This is a genomic window from Mycobacterium sp. (assembly GCF_035640695.1).
GTDB lineage: Bacteria > Actinomycetota > Actinomycetes > Mycobacteriales > Mycobacteriaceae > Mycobacterium.
The window spans coordinates 1-17,607 of the sequence record NZ_DASQVQ010000044.1 but is presented as its reverse complement, the minus strand read 5'-3'; the positions used below and the strand labels follow the sequence as shown (position 1 = coordinate 17,607).

Annotated in this window: 21 protein-coding genes and 1 pseudogene; 14 read left to right on the top strand and 8 right to left on the bottom strand. The window is 66.7% G+C overall.

All coding sequences use genetic code 11. The features are described from left to right. Both VE759_RS05235 and VE759_RS05230 read left to right on the top strand, forming a co-directional pair. Positions 1 to 196 (top strand): annotated as a pseudogene (locus tag VE759_RS05235) (hypothetical protein); the annotation flags it as partial. Positions 197 to 255: 59 nt separating this feature from the next. Further along, positions 256 to 657: a nitroreductase family deazaflavin-dependent oxidoreductase gene (locus tag VE759_RS05230; protein WP_324928889.1), complete on the top strand. Its 402-nt coding sequence runs from the start codon at positions 256 to 258 to the stop codon at positions 655 to 657. 7 nt (positions 658 to 664) lie between these two features. Here the strand turns inward: VE759_RS05230 and VE759_RS05225 are convergent, their stop codons facing one another. Continuing rightward, on the bottom strand, positions 665 to 1,543 hold the full coding sequence (locus VE759_RS05225; protein WP_324928887.1) for a helix-turn-helix domain-containing GNAT family N-acetyltransferase: 879 nt from the start codon (positions 1,541 to 1,543) through the stop codon (positions 665 to 667). A 52-nt stretch (positions 1,544 to 1,595) separates the two neighbouring features. On the opposite strand from VE759_RS05225, the gene VE759_RS05220 reads away from it, so the two are divergent. Beyond that, the gene (locus VE759_RS05220) at positions 1,596 to 2,159 is read left to right on the top strand and encodes a hypothetical protein (protein WP_324928885.1); all 564 of its coding nucleotides are present in this window, start codon (positions 1,596 to 1,598) and stop codon (positions 2,157 to 2,159) included. Here VE759_RS05220 and VE759_RS05215 read toward each other — a convergent pair whose 3' ends face one another. Together VE759_RS05215 and VE759_RS05210 are read right to left on the bottom strand one after the other, a co-directional pair. Beyond that, entirely contained in the window at positions 2,160 to 3,374 is a 1,215-nt protein-coding gene (locus VE759_RS05215; RefSeq protein ID WP_324928883.1) for an acyl-CoA dehydrogenase family protein, read from the bottom strand. Between the two features lie 39 nt (positions 3,375 to 3,413). Further along, positions 3,414 to 4,808: an acyl-CoA dehydrogenase family protein gene (locus VE759_RS05210; RefSeq protein WP_324928881.1), complete on the bottom strand. Its 1,395-nt coding sequence runs from the start codon at positions 4,806 to 4,808 to the stop codon at positions 3,414 to 3,416. Between the two features lie 219 nt (positions 4,809 to 5,027). On the opposite strand from VE759_RS05210, the gene VE759_RS05205 reads away from it, so the two are divergent. Continuing rightward, positions 5,028 to 5,648 carry a hypothetical protein gene (locus tag VE759_RS05205; RefSeq protein WP_324928879.1) on the top strand — a complete coding sequence of 207 codons (621 nt, stop codon included), beginning with the start codon at positions 5,028 to 5,030 and terminating at the stop codon, positions 5,646 to 5,648. Positions 5,649 to 5,652: 4 nt separating this feature from the next. Here the strand turns inward: VE759_RS05205 and amrS are convergent, their stop codons facing one another. Then, positions 5,653 to 6,741, bottom strand: a complete 1,089-nt coding sequence (gene amrS, locus VE759_RS05200; RefSeq protein WP_324928877.1) for an AmmeMemoRadiSam system radical SAM enzyme — start codon at positions 6,739 to 6,741, stop codon at positions 5,653 to 5,655. Positions 6,742 to 6,761: 20 nt separating this feature from the next. Continuing rightward, complete coding sequence (gene hisN, locus VE759_RS05195; RefSeq protein ID WP_324928875.1) at positions 6,762 to 7,550, bottom strand: histidinol-phosphatase; 789 nt, start codon at positions 7,548 to 7,550, stop codon at positions 6,762 to 6,764. Between the two features lie 23 nt (positions 7,551 to 7,573). Between hisN and VE759_RS05190 the strand changes: the two genes are divergently transcribed. Continuing rightward, the gene (locus tag VE759_RS05190; protein WP_324928873.1) at positions 7,574 to 7,924 is read left to right on the top strand and encodes a hypothetical protein; all 351 of its coding nucleotides are present in this window, start codon (positions 7,574 to 7,576) and stop codon (positions 7,922 to 7,924) included. Here the strand turns inward: VE759_RS05190 and VE759_RS05185 are convergent. Next, complete coding sequence (locus tag VE759_RS05185) at positions 7,921 to 8,307, bottom strand: DoxX family protein (protein ID WP_324928871.1); 387 nt, start codon at positions 8,305 to 8,307, stop codon at positions 7,921 to 7,923. The two genes, VE759_RS05190 and VE759_RS05185, sit on opposite strands and share 4 nt — an antisense overlap. A 51-nt stretch (positions 8,308 to 8,358) precedes the next feature. Between VE759_RS05185 and VE759_RS05180 the strand changes: the two genes are divergently transcribed. Beyond that, on the top strand, positions 8,359 to 8,862 hold the full coding sequence (locus VE759_RS05180; protein ID WP_324928869.1) for a MarR family transcriptional regulator: 504 nt from the start codon (positions 8,359 to 8,361) through the stop codon (positions 8,860 to 8,862). On the opposite strand, the gene VE759_RS05175 is transcribed toward VE759_RS05180, so the two are convergent. Further along, positions 8,843 to 9,721 (bottom strand): alpha/beta fold hydrolase, encoded by an 879-nt coding sequence (locus VE759_RS05175; protein ID WP_324928867.1) that lies wholly within the window; start codon positions 9,719 to 9,721, stop codon positions 8,843 to 8,845. The genes VE759_RS05180 and VE759_RS05175 overlap by 20 nt on opposite strands. Positions 9,722 to 9,737: 16 nt before the next feature. After that, the gene (locus VE759_RS05170; protein ID WP_324928865.1) at positions 9,738 to 11,117 is read right to left on the bottom strand and encodes an FAD-dependent oxidoreductase; all 1,380 of its coding nucleotides are present in this window, start codon (positions 11,115 to 11,117) and stop codon (positions 9,738 to 9,740) included. 110 nt (positions 11,118 to 11,227) lie between these two features. Here VE759_RS05170 and prfB point away from each other — a divergent pair, with 110 nt between their 5' ends. The 8 genes from prfB to VE759_RS05130 form a co-directional block, all read left to right on the top strand. Continuing rightward, entirely contained in the window at positions 11,228 to 12,343 is a 1,116-nt protein-coding gene (gene prfB, locus VE759_RS05165) for a peptide chain release factor 2 (protein ID WP_324928863.1), read from the top strand. After that, the gene (locus tag VE759_RS05160; RefSeq protein ID WP_324928861.1) at positions 12,333 to 13,307 is read left to right on the top strand and encodes a mechanosensitive ion channel family protein; all 975 of its coding nucleotides are present in this window, start codon (positions 12,333 to 12,335) and stop codon (positions 13,305 to 13,307) included. The genes prfB and VE759_RS05160 overlap by 11 nt, the downstream gene beginning before the upstream one ends. Positions 13,308 to 13,345: 38 nt before the next feature. Then, complete coding sequence (locus VE759_RS05155) at positions 13,346 to 13,771, top strand: hypothetical protein (RefSeq protein WP_414687837.1); 426 nt, start codon at positions 13,346 to 13,348, stop codon at positions 13,769 to 13,771. A gap of 44 nt (positions 13,772 to 13,815) precedes the next feature. Next, positions 13,816 to 14,505, top strand: coding sequence for a cell division ATP-binding protein FtsE (gene ftsE / locus VE759_RS05150; protein WP_324928893.1), 690 nt, complete (start codon positions 13,816 to 13,818; stop codon positions 14,503 to 14,505). Next, positions 14,506 to 15,399 carry a permease-like cell division protein FtsX gene (gene ftsX, locus VE759_RS05145; protein WP_324928858.1) on the top strand — a complete coding sequence of 298 codons (894 nt, stop codon included), beginning with the start codon at positions 14,506 to 14,508 and terminating at the stop codon, positions 15,397 to 15,399. Between the two features lie 2 nt (positions 15,400 to 15,401). Beyond that, entirely contained in the window at positions 15,402 to 15,896 is a 495-nt protein-coding gene (gene smpB / locus VE759_RS05140) for an SsrA-binding protein SmpB (protein ID WP_324928856.1), read from the top strand. Continuing rightward, the gene (locus VE759_RS05135; RefSeq protein WP_324928891.1) at positions 15,893 to 16,738 is read left to right on the top strand and encodes a DMT family transporter; all 846 of its coding nucleotides are present in this window, start codon (positions 15,893 to 15,895) and stop codon (positions 16,736 to 16,738) included. The genes smpB and VE759_RS05135 overlap by 4 nt, the downstream gene beginning before the upstream one ends. Positions 16,739 to 16,761: 23 nt before the next feature. Beyond that, positions 16,762 to 17,607: maleylpyruvate isomerase family mycothiol-dependent enzyme (locus VE759_RS05130; protein ID WP_324928854.1), on the top strand; the 846-nt coding region annotated here is incomplete at its 3' end.

Here is a 17,607-nt window from a genome sequence, read left to right as displayed (position 1 = left end):
CGACGTCAGCCAACAGACGCTCGGCGAGTCGTTCGGGGTGCACGTGAAGCTTGCGCTGGACGGAGGTATCAGCAAGGACCAGGTGCGCGACGTGGTCCGGTTCTGTGCGGAGCACAGCCTCGCGCGGGCCGTCGCCGCCCTGGAGGAGCTGGAGGCGGTGCTCGACGCGTACTCGGATGACGGCACGAGGCAATGAAGTACGCGATGCAGAAGCCACACGAGAGGACACGAGAGGACAGGAGAGGAAAGGTATCGATGCCAGCACCACGATGGGTCGCCCGCGCCAACAAGGCGGCGCTCAATCGCATCACCAAGTTCGTCGCCCCGTGGGCGCCGGGATGGGCGGTCGTCATACACCGCGGGCGCAGATCCGGCCGGACCTTCCGGACGCCGCTGTGGGCGTTTCGGCGACGGGACAAGTTCGTCATCGCATTGACCTATGGCTCGAACTCGGATTGGGTGCGCAACGTGCTCGCCGCAGGCGGTTGTGAACTGGAGAGCAGGCGGCGGCGCTATCAAGTCGCGAGTCCGCAGGTCTACCGCGACGAGACCGCCGCCGACATGCCGGCGTTCATCCGGTTCATGCTGCGGAATGTGATCAAGGCCCCGGAGTTCCTCCGGCTCGACGTGGTGGGTGAACTGCCCAAGACAGCCTGAGTCGACGTCATTCCAGCATCTTCTCGAACCAGTGGTGCGCGTAGGGCTCATCGTTGAACGCCGGCACCTCGGTGTAGCCGCAGGAACGGTACAAGTTGATCGCCTCGACGAGTACGCGATTCGTGTCCAGATGAAGCACGCGAACACCGTCGGCGCGGGCGTGCGACTCCACTTCGGCGATCAGCCGCCGACCCAGCCCGAGCCCCCGCGCCGCGGGAGTCACCCACATCCGCTTGATTTCCGCGGGCGCCTCGCCATGAAACCGCAAGGCGCAGCAGCCAATCGGCTCGCCATGCAGCACCGCCACCAACAACAGACCCTTCGGCAACGTCATGTCGTCGGCGTCGACGCGGCGGGTGCGGGCTCGGTCATAGCCGTGTGCGAACCGCTGGGCCAGTTCGGCGGCGTACGCGGTCAGACACCGCTGCGCAGCGACTGACCGCGGGTCGGTGACCGTGACGGTGACCATCGACGCGGTTAGTAGACGCTCGACGTCGGCCATCGCCTCGGTGAGCCGGTCGCGTTGGCGCTCGTTGAGCGGCGCGAGGATGTCTGCGACGAGCTTGTCGGCGCGCCGGTCGAGTTCGGTGCGCTCGGCCCGGCCGGCCTCGGTGAGCCGCACCATCCGCACCCGTCGATCCGCCGGGTCCGACTCGATGACGACGAGCCCGGCGGCCTCCAGTGCGCGCAATAGCCGGCTCAGATATCCGGAGTCGAGGTCGAGGCGGGCGCGCAGCGCCCGGATCTGCGCGCCGTCGGGGCCGATCTCCCACAGCAGCCGGGATTGGCTCAGCGGGCGGCACCGCGATAGGTAGTCATCCTCAAGCACCCCAATTCGCTGAGTGACCGTTCGGTTGAATTGCCGGACCACAGTGGCCGCGTCCACTTTTCTGACCTTAGTCAGAGAATCTTGGCCGAAGCAATAGAGTAGGCGACAAATGGATGCCCACGACTACGTGACGTATGAGCAATTCGGCCGGCGATTCTTCGAGATCGCCGTGACCGAGGAGCGCATCGCCGCCGCGTTTGCCGACATCGCCGGCGACGAGTTCATGATCGGACCGTTCCGGCACGGACCAGGCAGGTTCGCCAGGATCAGCGCGAAGGTGAACGTGCTGAAACCTCATGCCGAGCGGACGCTCGGCGACACGATCACGTTCGAGATCCATATTCCGTTGGCCATCGACCTGCTCGTCGACCTGCGGCTCGACAAGCAGCGGTTCCGGGTCACCGGCGAAATCAACTTGCGCGCATCGGCGCGTGCCGCCGAGCCGCTGCTCCTCGTTATCGATGTCGCTCAGCCCCGCCCCTCGGACATCACCGTCGACGTGTTGTCGAGCTCCATCCGCGGCGAGTTGCTGCGCATCCTGGCGGGCGTCGATGCGGAGATTCAACGGTTCATCGCCAAGTACGTCAGCGACCAGATCGACGCGCCCGAATCGGAGAAGGCAAAAGTCATCGACGTCGCCGACCGCCTCGACGCCGCCTGGACCGGGATCTAGCTACTTCAGCTCGGCCGACGACAGACCGAGCAGCCGCCGGGCCACCACCAGCTGCTGGATCTGCTGGGTGCCCTCGAAGATGTCGAGAATCTTCGAGTCGCGGGCCCACTTCTCCAACAGCGCCTGCTCCGAATAGCCCGCGGTGCCGGCCAATTCGACGGCCTTGAGCGTGATGTCGCTGGCCACCCGGGCCGACTTGGCCTTGCCCATCGACGCTTCCTTGGAGTTGGGAATGTCGTTGTCGGCCTGCCACGCCGAACGCACGGTCAGCAGATAGCCCGCCTCCCAGTCGGCTTCCAGCCGCAGGAACTCCGCGGCGGCGGCGCTTTGCGCGTGAGCGGGCTTGTCGTAGGAAATCTCGACGCCCGCGTCGGTGAGGATCTTGCGCAGCTCCTCCAACGCCGCACGACCGATGCCGACCGCCATCGCCGCGACGATCGGACGCGTGTTGTCGAATGTCTCCATGACCCCGGCGAACGCCTTCTCGACGTCGATGTCCGGGCTGCCGAGCAGGTTGTCCTTCGGTATCCGGACGTTGTCGAACCGGATCACCGCGGTGTCGGAGGCCTTGATGCCGAGTTTGTCCTCGAGCCGGTCTACGGTCACGCCGGGATAGTCGCGGGGCACGATGAACGACTTGATGGCCGCGCGGCCCAACGACTTGTCCAGCGTCGCCCAGACCACGATGTGGCTGGCACGCGAGCCAGCGGTGACGAAGATCTTCTCGCCGTTGATGACGTACTCGTCGCCGTCGAGCTTGGCGGTCGTCGACACCGCCGCGGAGTCGGAGCCGAAACCTGGCTCGGTGATCGCCATTGCCGCCCACACCCCCTTGCCCAGCCGCTTCAACTGCTCGTCCGTGGCGACCCCGTTGATCGCGGCGTTGCCCAAGCCTTGGCGCGGTACCGACAACATCAACGCCACGTCGCCCCAACTGATCTCCATCACGTTGAGCACCGCCGACATGTTGCCGCCGTTGTGGTTGGCATCCTTGGGCTCGTCGACCTCGCGGAACGCCTCGGCGCCGGCGAACGCGAAAGTCTTTACCTCCGAGATGCCTTCGAACAGGTTGGCCAGCGTTTCCAGCTCGGCGGGGTAGTCGTGCTCCCGCAGGTCGTACTTGCGCGAGATCGGCCGCAGCATCTCGGCGGCGCCCTGATGCGCCTTGTCGATCACTGCCAGCAGCTTGGGTGGCAGCTCCAGATTGATTGCCATGGTTGGTCTCTCGGTTCGATGAGTTAGACGACTACTCGGTTAGATGACTACGACGCCCTCGGCGACTCCAATTGCGCGCAGGTCGCGGTACCACCGTTCGACGGGATGTTCCTTGGTGTAGCCGTGGCCGCCGAGCAGCTGCACGCCGTCGAGGCCGATCTGCATGCCCTTGTCGGAGCCGAGCCGCTTGGCCAGCGCCGCCTCCCGGGCGAACGGCAGGCCCTGATCGGCCCGGGCCGCGCCGCGCCACGTGATCAGCCGCAGTCCGTCGAGCTCGATCGCGATGTTGGCGCACATGAACGCCACCGCCTGACGATGGGCGATCGGCTCGCCGAACGCGCGGCGTTCCTTCACGTACGGCACCACGTGGTCGAGCACCGCGTGTGCGGTGCCCACCGCAAGCGACGCCCAGCCCAGCCTCGAAAGTGCGATTGCCTCCGCGTAGTCGGCATCGGTCGCCTTGTCCTCGCCGAGCCGCGCCGCCAGCGGAACCGACACGTGATCGAGTTCCACCTTGCCGAGCGCCGCGGCCCGGATGCCCATGCTCGGATCGGGTTTGACGGTTAGGCCCCGCGATGACGATTCGACGATGAACAGCGCGGGCTTGCCACCCAGTTGTGCTGCCACGATGAACAATTCGGCGTTCGTGGCCGCCGGCACCAGCGACTTGACGCCGTCGAGCCGGTATCCGCCGGGCGTGCGCACCGCCGTGGTCTTCAACGAAGTCGGGTCGAACAGCGGCTGCGGTTCGGCGATCGCCACACACGACTGCGGCACGTTCTCGCCGGCGAACTCGGTGAGATAGGTGGCCTGCTGGTCGGCGCTGCCCCAGTGGGTCAGCGCGGATGCGACGCCCCCCGGTGCCAGGATCGGCAGCGCCAATCCCATGTCGCCGTAGGCCAGCGCCTCGGCCACCAACACGTTGGTGACGGCGGCGCGGTGCGCGGCGATGCCGTCGAAATTCTCCGGGACGTTGACGGCCGCGATGCCAAGCGCGACCGCCTTCGCGACGAGGTCCTCCGGGTAACTGGCGGCCTCATCGGCGTTACCCGCGGCCGGTCGCATGACCTCGTCCGCGAACTCGCTGACCGTCTCGACGATCATCTTCTGCTCGTCGTCGGGCGTCAGGTCGAAGTAGTCGGCGCCGCGCTTCGTGAGCCGGGTCGGACCGCCCCTGGCGCCCGACACGCGCCGGAATTGGCGGTTGGTCGCGCCGGCGACGGAGAACACGGTCTTGACGCCGTAGCGCAGGCCTCGGTTGAGCGGATCGCGAAGGTGGTAGCGGTCCAGGAACTCCTGGCCGACGAGCGGCGTGATCAATGCCAAGCCGATGTCGGTCGGGGTGCGCTTGTGCTTCCGCAGCCCGACGGCGCTCTCGCGGCCATTCGTCCGGCGCGCGGGCGGGCCGTCAGAAGACGGCTCTGTGTTGGTCATGTCAGCAGCCTTGTCGTAGAAAGCCGTAGAAAGGCATTGCACCTGACCGTATCTTACTCCAGAGTAAGATATTGGTTATGTGTTAGGTACTTCACAGCGGCCTTGGTCGCGGATCGGGATGACTGACCTCGTAACCATCGGAGGCACCGTTGACTTGCCGGTTCGCTGCGGGTTGGCTGATAGCGATCTGCGATCTGTCAGCAAAGTTGGAGGACGACGATGTTCCCTCGTGCCGACACCCTCCGGCATCGGTTGCGCCCCGCCGTTGTTTCTGCGGTTGTCCTCACCTGGGCGGCGCTCATTCTCAGCCCGTCCGCGGCGGCCAAATTCGGCAGCGACGAGCCGTGCGCGGCGCCGAACGGCGTCACGCTGCACCTGGTGTACCGCGTTCCGGTGCAGATCCTCACCTCGGCGTGCAATCGGCTGCCCGCCGGGGATCGGTGGAGTGTTTCTGTCCCGTGGATCGTCAACACCAGCTTCGAGCGGGTGCCGCCCGGCTTCGCCACTTCGTGGGCCACGCCGCTGGATGACTTCCGCGGGGAATTCCAGGCCATCCGCTACGTCAGCGATCCGGGATCACCGTACGAACTCACCCATTCCTTCGGAAGCAGCACCAAGCTCTGGGTGGGCGAACTCGCCGAGGCTCCGGGTCTGCCCGCCGTCAACACGGTGGCCGTCGCCGACCTGGACCCGCTGCCCATCGGCCGGCATGTCGTCGATGTCTACTGGACTTTCAGTGCGCCGCACTGCGACGGTTTTGCGGCCAATTCGGGTGCGAACTGTCTACCCAAGGGCGAAACACGAGTGAAGCGGGTAACTATCGACGTCGTCGCCCGGTAGCCGATCACGCGATCAGCACCGGAAGCCGCCGAGCGCCCCACCGTCCGACCGGCCCGTCGTAGACGCCGGGCAACTGCGCCCCGCAACCGCGGCACCGACCGTCATCGGTGAGCGCGTAATGCCGCATCGAGTACCAGTCCCGCACGATCACCGCCGCACCGCATCCCGGACACCACGTGGTGCCGCCCTCCGCGTCGTGAACATTGCCGGTATAGACGAAGCGCAGGCCCTCGGAAACAGCGATGCGCCGCGCCCTGGTCAGGGTCGCCGGTGGCGTCGGCGGCGTGTCCAACATCTTGTAGTCCGGGTGAAACGCCGTGAAATGCAACGGCACATCGTCGCCCAGGTTCTCACGGATCCACGACGACTCGGCCGCGATCTCGGCGTCGCTGTCGTTGTGCCCGGGGATCAATAATGTGGTGATCTCGAACCACACGTCGGTCTCGTGCCGCAGATACACCAGGGTGTTCAACACATCGGCCAGGTGGCCGACGCAGACCCGGTGATAGAAATCCTCGGTGAAGGCCTTCAGATCGACATTGGCGGCGTCGATGTGCCGGTAAAACTCCGCCCGAGGCTGCGGGCACATGTAGCCCGCGGTGACGGAGATCGCCCTGATCCCCCGCTCGTGGCAGGCGTCGGCGACGTCGGCGGCGTACTCCCAGAAAATCGTCGGGTCGTTGTAGGTGAAAGCCACGCTGCGGCAACCTAGCTCGTCCGCAACCCGGGCCAGGTCCGGCGGCGTCGCCCGGCCGGCGAGGGTGTCGATCTCCCGTGACTTGGAGATGTCCCAGTTCTGGCAGAACTTGCACGCGAGGTTGCAGCCCGCGGTGCCGAACGACAGCACGGCCGAACCCGGCAGAAAATGGTTCAGCGGCTTCTTCTCGACGGGGTCGACGCAGAAGCCGCTCGACCGGCCGTAGCTGGTGAGCACGATCCGGTCATCGACCCGGGCCCGCACGAAGCACAGCCCGCGCTGGCCCTCGCGCAGCTTGCACGCGCGCGGGCACACGTCGCACTGCACCCGGCCGTCGTCGAGGCGGTGCCAGTGTTTGGCCGCAACGGTGAACGGGTCGTCGAGGCTAACGGTCATCGCGCGCTCCGACCCCAAGGCTACGCCGCATAAAGGCTGGCCAGAACCAATTTGTGGAGTAGGCCGTTGGTCGCGACCGCGCTGCCGCCGTGTGGGCCCGCCGTGCCGTCGAGGCTGGTGAACACGCCGCCGGCCTCGCGCACCAATACGTCCAGCGCGGCCAGGTCCCACAACGAGACCTCCGGTTCTGCGGCGATGTCGACGGCGCCCTCGGCCACCAGGCAGTACGAGAAGAAATCGCCGTAGGCCCGCACCCGCCACAGCGCGTCGGTCAGCTCGAGGAAACGCTGGCGCAGCCCGCGCTCCGCCCAGCCGGACAGGCTGGAGAACGACAGGCTGGCCGACGACAGTTGGTCGACCGCCGACACCACCAGCCGCCGCGGCCGGCCGCCGCCGACCGACGTGTGTGCCCCCCGGCCGTCGGCCGCCCACCATCTGCGCTGCAGCGCGGGCGCGCTGACCACGCCGGTGACCGGAACGCCGTCGGCGAGCAGACCGATCAGCGTGGCCCACACCGGTACACCTCGCACGAAGTTCTTGGTGCCGTCGATCGGATCGATGACCCACTGCCGGCCGCTGAATTCCTTTGTGCCGCCGAACTCTTCACCAATCACCGCGTCGCCGGGCCGTTGCTCCGCCAGCGTGTCGCGCAGGGCGGCCTCCACCGAGCGGTCCGCGTCGGTGACCGGGGTCATGTCCGGCTTGGTGTCGACGTGCAGGTCCAGCGCGCCGAAACGCGCCAGCGTCAGCGCGTCGGCCTGGTCGGCCAACGCCAACGCGAGCGCCAGGTCGTCCGCGCCTTCGGTCATGGCAGCAGTCCTACCATGAGGGGATGTGGGAATTCGGCATCCTGCTGCTGATCATCGGTGCGATCGCGGTGGTGGCGGCGCCGTGGATCAGGCGGCGCATGCCCCGCGGCGAGGTGGCGCACGGAACGCTGCTGGTCACCGGGGTCAGCCCGCGCCCCGACGTCACCGGCGAGCAGTTCGTCACGGTCACCGGCGTGATTAACGGCCCGACCGTCAATGAGCACGTGGTCTACCAGCGCTACGCCGTCAACGTCGACAACTGGCCGACGATGGGCGAGCTGTATCCGGTGGTGTACTCGCCGAAGAATCCCGACAACTGGAACTTCGCGCCGCCCGAGCCGGCGCCCGAGCCGCCGCCCGGGCCGCCGGCTTAGACCGGCAACCCGACAAAGGAGCCTGCGCCCGTTTCGTGCAGGCCCAGAAGCAGTGCGGCGACGTTGAGCGCCAGAAACCCGTTCGCGAGATAAAACTGTGCCCCGTAGTCGCTCGCCCTTATGTGGGTGTAGATCGCGCAGACGAAGAAGAGCACCAGGCCGATCGCCGCGGCCACGCCCAGTGGGCGAACCGCCAGCCCGGCCGCGAGGCCGAGCGCGCCGGCCGTCTTGAGCGTTCCGATCGGGAAGGTCAGCCACGATGTCGGGACGTCGGCCCTGGCCATGCCGGGAAGTATCGGCTTGAAATGCACCAGGGCGGCGATGCCGGAGAAGCCGTTCGCGGCGATCGCGATCAGCGTGACGGTGAGGTACCAGATGTTCATGACCCGATATTGTCACTGATATTGGCAATCATCAAGTGATACATTGATCACATGACAATTAAGGCGACCGACGCGAAGCCGGCGCCGCTGGGCAGCCGGGTCAGCTTCCTGCTGTCCCAGCTCGGCGCGCGCAGCGCACAGATCTTTGCCGAGCGACTGGCGCCGTTGGGCCTGCGGCCCAGCCAGTTCGGGCTACTCGTGGCGGTGGCGCTGCATGACGGTTCATCCCAGCAGCAACTGGCCGACGTCCTGGGCATCCACCGCAACGTGATGGTCGGCCTGGTCGACGCGCTCCAGGAGCGGGGGCTGATCGAGCGCCGGCGTCACCCCAGCGACCGGCGCGCGCACGCAATCGCGCTCACCGCCGATGCGCGGGACCTGCTGCGACGGGCCGAACAGCAGGCCGACGAGCAGGACGCCGAGCTTTCGGCCGGGTTGACGCCGGACGAGCGCAGCCAATTACTCGCCCTGCTGCAGCGTCTCGGACAGCATGTCGGCATCACGCCAGACGTGCACCCGGGACTGCGCGCCGGGCCTAAGCCGAGGACGAAGTGAACTCCCGAATGGCGGCGACGATCTCGGAAGCGGCGTCCTCCTGCATGTAGTGCCCGGCACCCTCGAGAAGCACGGTGCGGTGGTTGGGGAACAACGCTTCCCAGCGTTTGCGATGCGGCTCCCGGAACGCGACGTCCTTCGTCGGCCAGCACACCAACGCCGGCCGGTCGGACAGCTTGGGCAGCGCCTCGGCAACCTCCGCCAGAAACGCTCTGCTGCCGAGGATTTCGCGCGGAAACACCGCGACTGGCCGACGCGACTCGGGGGTCGGGAACGGCCCGCGGTAGGCATTCATCACCGCATCCGGCAGCTTGGTGCGCCGGACGCCGCCGGGCAGGATCGTCTCGACGAAGAAATTGCGCCGCTCGATCAGGTATCTGCCGACCGGGCCGCCCAGGAACCGGGAGAACGCCTGGGTGCCCAGATCGGCCATCGGCCATGCCCACGTGTTGCCAATCACGAAGCGCACGAACCGCTCCGGTTGCCGCGTCGCGACCGCGAAGCCGATCGGCCCACCCCAGTCCTGCACCATCATCGTCACCCCGGTCAGCTCGAGCCGTTCGGTGAACAGCCCGACCACACCCGCGTGTTCGGCCGGCGTGAACCCGTATCCCGGCGGCGCCGGCGCCGACAATCCGAAGCCGGGATAATCGATTGCCACACAACGGAATTCAGTACGGAGCGCCTTGATGATCTCGCGGTACAGAAACGACCACGTCGGGTTCCCGTGCAGGAAAAGCAGCGTCGGGCCGCTGCCCTCGTCGACGTAATGCACCCGAGCCCCGTCGACGTCCAGGTAGCGGTCCTGGAACGGATACAACTCAACAGGCAGCCAGGCGGGCCGCTGCGTGTCAGTCACAAACCCTCCGTAAAAGTCAGCCGCGGCCGATGCGCAGCAGCTCCTCGAAACTTGGCAGCTTGACCCGTGGCCTGCCCTGGGATTCCCCGGCTTCGCGCTCGTGGCGGTCGATCATCTGCCAGTGTTGCTCGGTCACCAGGTGCGGCTGCCGCGAGGCCAGCCAGTCGGCGAGCTGGTCGGCGTAGTCGTGGCCGGCTTCATGGCCTGCGCCGGGCGGCTTGGCCTTCTTGAGGTCGGCGATCAGCGTGTCGACGGTCTGCTGGGAGTCCTTCTTGTTGGTGCCGATCACACCGGTCGGTCCGCGCTTGATCCACCCGACCACGTACTCGTTGCGGCTGCCCTCGATGCGGCCGTCGGTGTGCGGGATCGTCCCGCTGCGCTCGTCGAACGGCAGGCCCGGCGTCGGCACGCCGCGGTAGCCCACCGCGCGCACCACCAACTGGGCCGGCAGCACCTCGCGCGCGCCGGTGTCCTTGGCGGTGACCCGTCCGCTCTCGTCGGTCACCAGCTCGTTGCGGCCGAGGACTACCTCTTCGACCTTCCCGTCGCCGCGAATCTCGATCGGAGAGGTGCGGAACTTGAACACGATTCGGCGGTTACCGGGCCGCGGCTGCCGTTCGGCGTAGGCGCGCAGCGCCTTGAGGTTCTGTCGGACGGTTTTGCCCGCGGCCTCGGCCTGTTCATCGGAGATGTCGGCCAGGTCGGCCGGGTCGACGATCACGTCGACGCCCTCGAGGCCTTTGAGATCCCCGAGCTCGCGCAACTCCAGCGTCGTGAAGGCGGCCTGCAGCGGACCGCGCCGGCCAACGATGACGACCTCCTCGACGCCGCGCGGGTCGAGCACGTCCAACGCGTGATCGGCGATGTCGGTGCCGCGCAGCTCGTCGGGATCGGTCACCAGGATGCGGGCCACGTCCAGCGCCACGTTGCCCACGCCGACCACGATCGCCCGGGAACCCGACAGGTCCGGCGACATCTTCTGGAAATGCGGATGAGCGTTGTACCAGCCCACCAGCTCGACCGCCGCGACGCTGCCGGCGAGATCTTCGCCGGGGATCCCCAGCGGCTTGTCGGATTGGGCGCCCACCGCATAAATCACCGCGTCATAGCGGGCGGCGAGCTCAGAGGCCTGCACATGCTCGCCGACGGCGATATTGCCGAAGAACCGGAACCGCGGATGCCCCGCGGTCTTCTCGAACTGCGCGCTGATCGACTTGATCTTCGGATGGTCGGGAGCCACGCCCGAACGCACCAGGCCCCACGGCGTGGGCAGCATTTCCAGCATGTCGACATGCACGTCGATCTCGTCGGACGTGTCGGCCAGTTTCAGCAGCGACGCGGCGGCAAAGTACCCCGAGGGCCCCGAGCCGACGATCGCCACGTAGTAAGGGCGCATCCTCCAGCCTTCTGTTGTTTGCCCCGCCCCGCGCAGGGGGCTGTCGCGACGAGGCCGGAGCGTCTACGGCCTCGATGCTAGACGGACAGCGGCCGGTAACGTAGGCAGCCGTGGATCCCGACCGTCAAGCCGACATCGCGGCACTCGACTCCACGCTCACCACGGTGGAGCGGGTGCTCGACGTCGACGGATTGCGGGCCCGCATCGAGAAGCTGGAGCACGAGGCCGCCGATCCTCACCTGTGGGACGACCAGGCTCGGGCCCAGCGCGTCACCAGCGAGTTGTCGCATACCCAGGGCGAGCTGCGGCGGGTGCAGGAACTGCGCCGACGCCTCGACGACCTGCCCGTTTTGTACGAGCTGGCCGCCGAGGAGGACGGGGCGAGCGCCGCCGACACGATGGTGGAGGCCGATGACGAGCGCAAACAACTGCGCGAGGACATCGAGGCGATGGAAGTGCGCACGCTGCTGTCGGGCGAGTACGACGAGCGTGAGGCGCTGGTGACAATCCGCTCGGGCGCCGGCGGCGTGGACGCCGCCGACTGGGCCGAGATGCTGATGCGGATGTACATCCGCTGGGCGGAAAAGCACAAGTATCCGGTGGAGACGTTCGACATCTCCTACGCCGAGGAGGCGGGCATCAAGAGCGCGACGTTCGCGGTGCACGCGCCGTTTGCCTACGGGACGCTTTCGGTCGAGCAGGGCACGCACCGGCTGGTGCGCATCAGCCCTTTCGACAATCAGAGCCGCCGCCAGACGTCGTTCGCTGAAGTCGAGGTGCTGCCGGTGGTGGAGACCACCGATCACATCGACATCCCGGAGTCCGATGTCCGAGTCGACGTGTATCGCTCCAGCGGTCCGGGCGGCCAGTCGGTGAATACCACCGACTCGGCGGTTCGACTTACCCACATCCCTACCGGTATCGTCGTCACTTGCCAGAACGAGAAGTCGCAATTGCAGAACAAGGTTTCGGCGATGCGTGTGCTTCAGGCAAAGTTGTTGGAACGCAAGCGTTTAGAAGAACGTGCCGAGCTGGATGCGCTGAAGGGCGAGGGCGGCAGTTCATGGGGCAACCAGATGCGCTCCTACGTGCTGCACCCGTACCAGATGGTCAAGGACCTGCGTACCGACTACGAGGTCGGCAATCCGGCTGCGGTACTGGACGGAGACATCGACGGGTTCCTCGAGGCGGGAATCCGCTGGCGCAATAGAAAAGATGACGAATAGCACATATTTGGCGCTTTCCGCGGCCGGCGGCTGGGGTGACTTCTGGCAGGGCAACGTGGGCGTGTGGATTCTTACCAAGGGTCTGCGCATCCTCATGTGGTTGCTCGCCTCACTTCTCATCGCCCGGTTCATCAGTTGGGCTTCCCAAAAGTTCATGCGACGGCTCGACGAGGGCATCGTGGAGCGCGACGCGCTGGTTCGTGACGAGGCCACCAAGCACCGCCAGGCGGTCGCCTCGGTGATCTCCTGGGTGGCGATCGCGATTCTGTACGTGGTGGTCGCCGTCGAGGTCACCGACATCCTCGCGATACCGGTGGGCTCACTGGTCGCCCCCGCGGCGGTGCTGGGTGCAGCGTTGGGCTTCGGCGCCCAACGCATCGTGCAGGACCTGCTCAGCGGGTTCTTCATCATCACCGAGAAGCAGTACGGCTTCGGCGACCTGGTCGCGCTGACGATCAGCGGCGTGGCCAACGACGCCCGCGGCACCGTCGAGGACGTCACACTGCGCGTGACCAAGCTGCGCTCAAGCGACGGTGAGGTTTACACGATCCCCAACGGGCAGATCGTCAAATCGGTCAACCTGTCCAAGGACTGGGCGCGGGCCGTCGTCGACGTCCCGGTGCCCGCCACCGCAGACCTCAACGAGGTCAACGACGTGCTGCACCGGGTGTGCGAGACCGCGGTCAACGAGTCGGGTCTGCGCGAGCTGCTGCTCGACGAGCCGTCGCTGATGGGCGTGGAAAACATCGAACGCGACACCGTGGTCCTGCGGATGGTGGCCCGCACGCTGCCCGGCAAGCAGTTCGAGGCCGGACGGCGGCTGCGCGTGCTGGTGGTGGCGGCGCTCCGACGCGCCGGCATCGTCTCGCCCACCGACACCAAGCCGATGGTCGGGGCCATCGTGCACCCCGCTACCGCCGACGGCGCCGAGGAGGAGACCCAGGGCGCCAGTGAAAGTCGCTAGCGAGTCGCTAGCGAACCGATCGACCTGAACTCGCGTGAATTTCAATGGATAGAGAAAACCGCGGCTGGCCCAAGTACCTGTTCAACGGCCGGCTCCGCACCTCGACCGCCGCGCTGATCGTGGCGTTCCTGCTGGTGTGGTGGCTATACCAGACCTTCCAGCCGCAGCCCAAGCTGCCCGAGCCGACCCCGGCGACCAACGTGGTCCCGCCGGGCTTTGTGCCGGACCCGAACTACACCTGGGTGCCGCGCACGGCGCTGCGCCAGGCGCCGGTAACCACCACGGCGCCGAGGACGACTACGACGACCACGACCACGACCCCGACGTCGCCGACGGAGACCACGTCGCCGACCAGCCCGACCTCGCCGACATCGACCACTAGCGGTACCACGACGCTGACGCCCCCGGCACCGGCGATTCCGGGTCCCGGACCGAGCCCGGGTCCGCCACCACCGCCCAGTTAGCCGAAAGTTGCATTGGGAAACCACCGCTACACTGGCGTGCCGTGATGATCACCCTGGACAAGGTTACTAAGCAGTACAAGTCCTCAGCCAGGCCGGCGTTGGACAATATCAACCTCAGGATCGACAAGGGTGAGTTCGTCTTTCTGATCGGTCCCTCGGGTTCGGGCAAGTCCACGTTCATGCGGCTGCTGCTCGCCGAGGAGAAGCCAACGAGGGGCGACGTGCAGGTCTCGAAGTTCCACGTCAACACGCTGCCGGGGCGCCACATCCCGAGCCTGCGCCAGGTCATCGGCTGCGTGTTCCAGGACTTCCGGCTGCTGCAGCAGAAGACCGTGTTCGAAAACGTCGCGTTCGCGCTCGAGGTCATCGGCAAGAAGCCGGAAACGATCAACCGCGTGGTGCCCGACGTGCTGGAGATGGTCGGGCTGTCAGGCAAGGCCAACCGGCTGCCCAACGAGCTGTCCGGGGGCGAGCAGCAGCGCGTGGCGATCGCGCGCGCGTTCGTGAACCGACCGCTGGTCTTGCTGGCCGACGAGCCCACCGGAAACCTCGACCCGGAAACCAGCAAGGACATCATGGATCTGCTGGAGCGGATCAATCGCACCGGTACCACGGTCGTGATGGCCACCCACGACCACCACATCGTCGACTCGATGCGCCAGCGTGTCGTAGAGCTCAGCCTGGGCCGGATGGTCCGCGACGAGCAGCGCGGCGTATACGGGATGGACCGCTAAGTGCGTTTTGGATTCCTGCTCAACGAGGTCCTCACCGGTCTTCGCCGCAACATCACCATGACCGTCGCGATGATCTTGACGACCGCCATTTCCATCGGTCTGTTCGGCGGTGGTCTGCTGGTGGTGCGGCTGGCCGACCACTCGCGCAACATCTACCTCGATCGCGTCGAGACCCAGGTGTTTCTGGACAACGACATCTCGGCCAACGACCCGAGCTGCGACAGCGCGGCGTGCAAGGCGCTGCGATCGCAGATCGAGGCCCGCGATGACGTCAAGTCGGTGCGATTTCTGAACCGCGACGCCGCGTACAACGACGCAATCCGAAAGTTTCCGCAATACAAGGACGTTGCGGGTAAGGACGCGTTCCCCGCGTCGTTCATCGTCAAGCTGAACAATCCGGAGCAGCACAAGGCATTCGACCAGGCGATGATCGGTAAGCCCGGCGTGTTGAACGTGCTGAACCAGAAGGACCTCATCGATCGGCTGTTCGCCGTGCTCGACGGCCTTTCCAACGCCGCATTCGCGGTCGCCTTGGTACAGGCGGTCGGCGCAATCCTGTTGATCGCCAACATGGTTCAAGTGGCGGCCTATACCCGCCGGACCGAGATCGGGATCATGCGGCTGGTGGGAGCCAGCCGGTGGTACACCCAGTTGCCCTTTCTGATGGAGGCGATGCTGGCCGCCCTCGTCGGCGTTGTGATCTCGATCGTCGGCCTTGTCGTGGTCCGCGCGTTGTTCCTCGACAACGCGCTCAACCAGTTCTATCGAGCGAATCTGATTGCGAAGGTGGACTACGCCGATATCGTGTACATCTCTCCGATTCTGGTGTTTGTGGGTGTGGCTATGGCCGGTATCGCAGCGTATGCGACGCTGCGGCTCTACGTGCGGCGCTAGCCGTGAGCAAGAAGTCCGCGCCGCCTCGGGGGCCGCAGCGACATATCATCGCGACGAATCGTCGTGCGCGCCATGACTATTCGATACTCGACGTGTTCGAGGCGGGAATCGCGTTGACCGGCACCGAGGTGAAGAGCCTGCGCGATGGCAAGGCGTCGCTGGCCGACGCGTTCGCCACCGTCGACGACGGCGAGGTGTGGTTGCGCAACCTGCACATCCCCGAGTATCACCACGGCAGTTGGACCAACCACGCGCCGCGGCGCAATCGCAAGCTGCTGCTGCACCGGCGCGAGATCGACTCGCTGGTGGGCAAGTTGCGCGACGGAAATCTGACGCTGGTGCCGCTGTCGCTGTACTTCTTCGAGGGCAAGGTGAAGGTGGAATTGGCGTTGGCCCGCGGCAAGCAGGCCCGCGACAAGCGGCAGGACATGGCCCGGCGTGACGCGCAGCGCGAGGTCATTCGCGAGCTGGGCCGCCGGGCCAAGGGCATGACCTGATCGGGGTGGCCCTGGCTCTGCTGTCCGGGCTGAGCTATGGGGTCAGCGATTTCATCGGCGGCATCGCCTCGCGCCGGGTCGCCGCGCTGCGGGTGGTGCTGGTGTCGTATCCGGTCGCGATGGTGATCCTCGCCGCGGTGGCCGCCGTGGTCGGCGGTCACATCTCGGCCGGCGCGATCGTGTGGGGCGCGCTGTGCGGGGTCGCCCAGGCCTTCGGCGTGTGGTGGTTCTACGCCGCGCTGGCCGCGGGCCCGATCTCGGTGGTGTCGCCGCTGACCGCCGTGCTGGTCGCCGCCATCCCGGTCGTCGCGGGCGTGGCGCTGGGGGAGCGGCCTGGCTTGGCCGCCGTGGTGGGCGTGCTGGTGGCCCTGGTCGCCGTGGTCTTGGTGAGCCGCGATGCAACCGACGAGGACGTCAGCCCGCACCGGTTCACCCACAAAGTGGCGTGGCTGACCGTCGGGTCGGGCATCGCGTTCGGGCTGAATTTCGTGGTCATCCGCCAAGCTCCGGCGGACGCCGCGTTGTGGCCGCTGGTGTTCGCGCGGATGTCGGCCACCGTGCTGGTGATCGCGGTGGCCGCCGCGAGCGGCAACCTGCGGGTGCCGCCGGGCCGGCCGCTGCAGCTCGGTGTCGCGGCCGGGCTGTTGGATACGTTCGCGAACGTGTGCATGATCCTGGCGTTGCGCGCGTCGCTGCTGTCGCTGGCCGGCGTGCTGATCTCGTTGTATCCGGCCGCCACGGTCGTGTTGGCGATGGTGCTGCTGGGCGAGCGGGTCACCCGCACGCAGCGGGTCGGCATGGTGCTTGCCGGGGCGTCTGTGGCAATGATCGCCGCGGGCTGATCGCAGGGGTTAACCTTCGTCACATGACCAGCGTCGCGCCCGGCACCCGGCTGGCCAGGGCAAACGTATTGCTGGGCTTGTTCCATTGCTGGGAGTCGATCGACGAGCTGCTTTCGGCCCTGGCGATCGAGCAGTGGCAGGCGCCGACGGTATTGCCCGGCTGGCGAGTGCGCGACGTGGTCGCCCATTTGATCGGCACGGAGTCGACGTTGCTTGGCATCAAGGTGCCCGAGCCCGACACCGACCTGTTGGCCCTGCCGCATGTTCACAACGAGACCGGGGCGATGAACGAACGCTGGGTCCGGCACTTCGCGCACCGATCCGGCAGGGAGCTGCTCGAGCGGTTTCGGATCGTGACCGACGACCGGCGCAAGCAGTTGACCGAAACCACCAACGAGGAATGGATTTCGATCACGCCGACGCCGGCCGGACCGGACACCTACGGGCGGTTCATGCGGATCCGCACATTCGATTGCTGGGTGCATGAACACGACATCCGCGAGGCGGTCGGCGTGCGCACCGCCGACGACACCCTGGCCGCCGATTCGGCCGCGCTGGCCCTCGACGAGATCGCCGGCAGCATGGGCTACGTCGTCGCCAAGCTCGGCGGCGCGCCGAACGGGTCACGGATCGCAATCGAGTTGACCGGGCCGCTGAAGCGCACGATCCGGGTGGCAGTCGACCCCCGTGGCCACGTGGTCGACCAGTTTGAGGACGGGCCGGCGACGTGCACGATCAGGCTCGACGGCGTGTTGTTCACCCGGCTGGTGGCCGGCCGGACCACTGCCGCCGAACACGCCGCAGGGATCGAGCTCGACGGTGACGTCGCGGTCGGGCAGCAGATCGTTGACCGGCTGAAATTCGTGATC

Excerpts from the sequence above, each read along its gene's own strand:
- VE759_RS05230 (WP_324928889.1), top strand. The coding sequence starts at position 256 with ATGCCAGCACCACGATGGGTCGCCCGCGCCAACAAGGCGGCGCTCAAT.
- VE759_RS05220 (WP_324928885.1), top strand. The coding sequence starts at position 1,596 with ATGGATGCCCACGACTACGTGACGTATGAGCAATTCGGCCGGCGATTC.
- VE759_RS05215 (WP_324928883.1), bottom strand. The coding sequence starts at position 3,374 with ATGGCAATCAATCTGGAGCTGCCACCCAAGCTGCTGGCAGTGATCGAC.
- VE759_RS05210 (WP_324928881.1), bottom strand. The coding sequence starts at position 4,808 with ATGACCAACACAGAGCCGTCTTCTGACGGCCCGCCCGCGCGCCGGACG.
- VE759_RS05205 (WP_324928879.1), top strand. The coding sequence starts at position 5,028 with ATGTTCCCTCGTGCCGACACCCTCCGGCATCGGTTGCGCCCCGCCGTT.
- amrS (WP_324928877.1), bottom strand. The coding sequence starts at position 6,741 with ATGACCGTTAGCCTCGACGACCCGTTCACCGTTGCGGCCAAACACTGG.
- hisN (WP_324928875.1), bottom strand. The coding sequence starts at position 7,550 with ATGACCGAAGGCGCGGACGACCTGGCGCTCGCGTTGGCGTTGGCCGAC.
- VE759_RS05190 (WP_324928873.1), top strand. The coding sequence starts at position 7,574 with ATGTGGGAATTCGGCATCCTGCTGCTGATCATCGGTGCGATCGCGGTG.
- VE759_RS05185 (WP_324928871.1), bottom strand. The coding sequence starts at position 8,307 with ATGAACATCTGGTACCTCACCGTCACGCTGATCGCGATCGCCGCGAAC.
- VE759_RS05180 (WP_324928869.1), top strand. The coding sequence starts at position 8,359 with ATGACAATTAAGGCGACCGACGCGAAGCCGGCGCCGCTGGGCAGCCGG.
- VE759_RS05170 (WP_324928865.1), bottom strand. The coding sequence starts at position 11,117 with ATGCGCCCTTACTACGTGGCGATCGTCGGCTCGGGGCCCTCGGGGTAC.
- VE759_RS05160 (WP_324928861.1), top strand. The coding sequence starts at position 12,333 with ATGACGAATAGCACATATTTGGCGCTTTCCGCGGCCGGCGGCTGGGGT.
- ftsE (WP_324928893.1), top strand. The coding sequence starts at position 13,816 with ATGATCACCCTGGACAAGGTTACTAAGCAGTACAAGTCCTCAGCCAGG.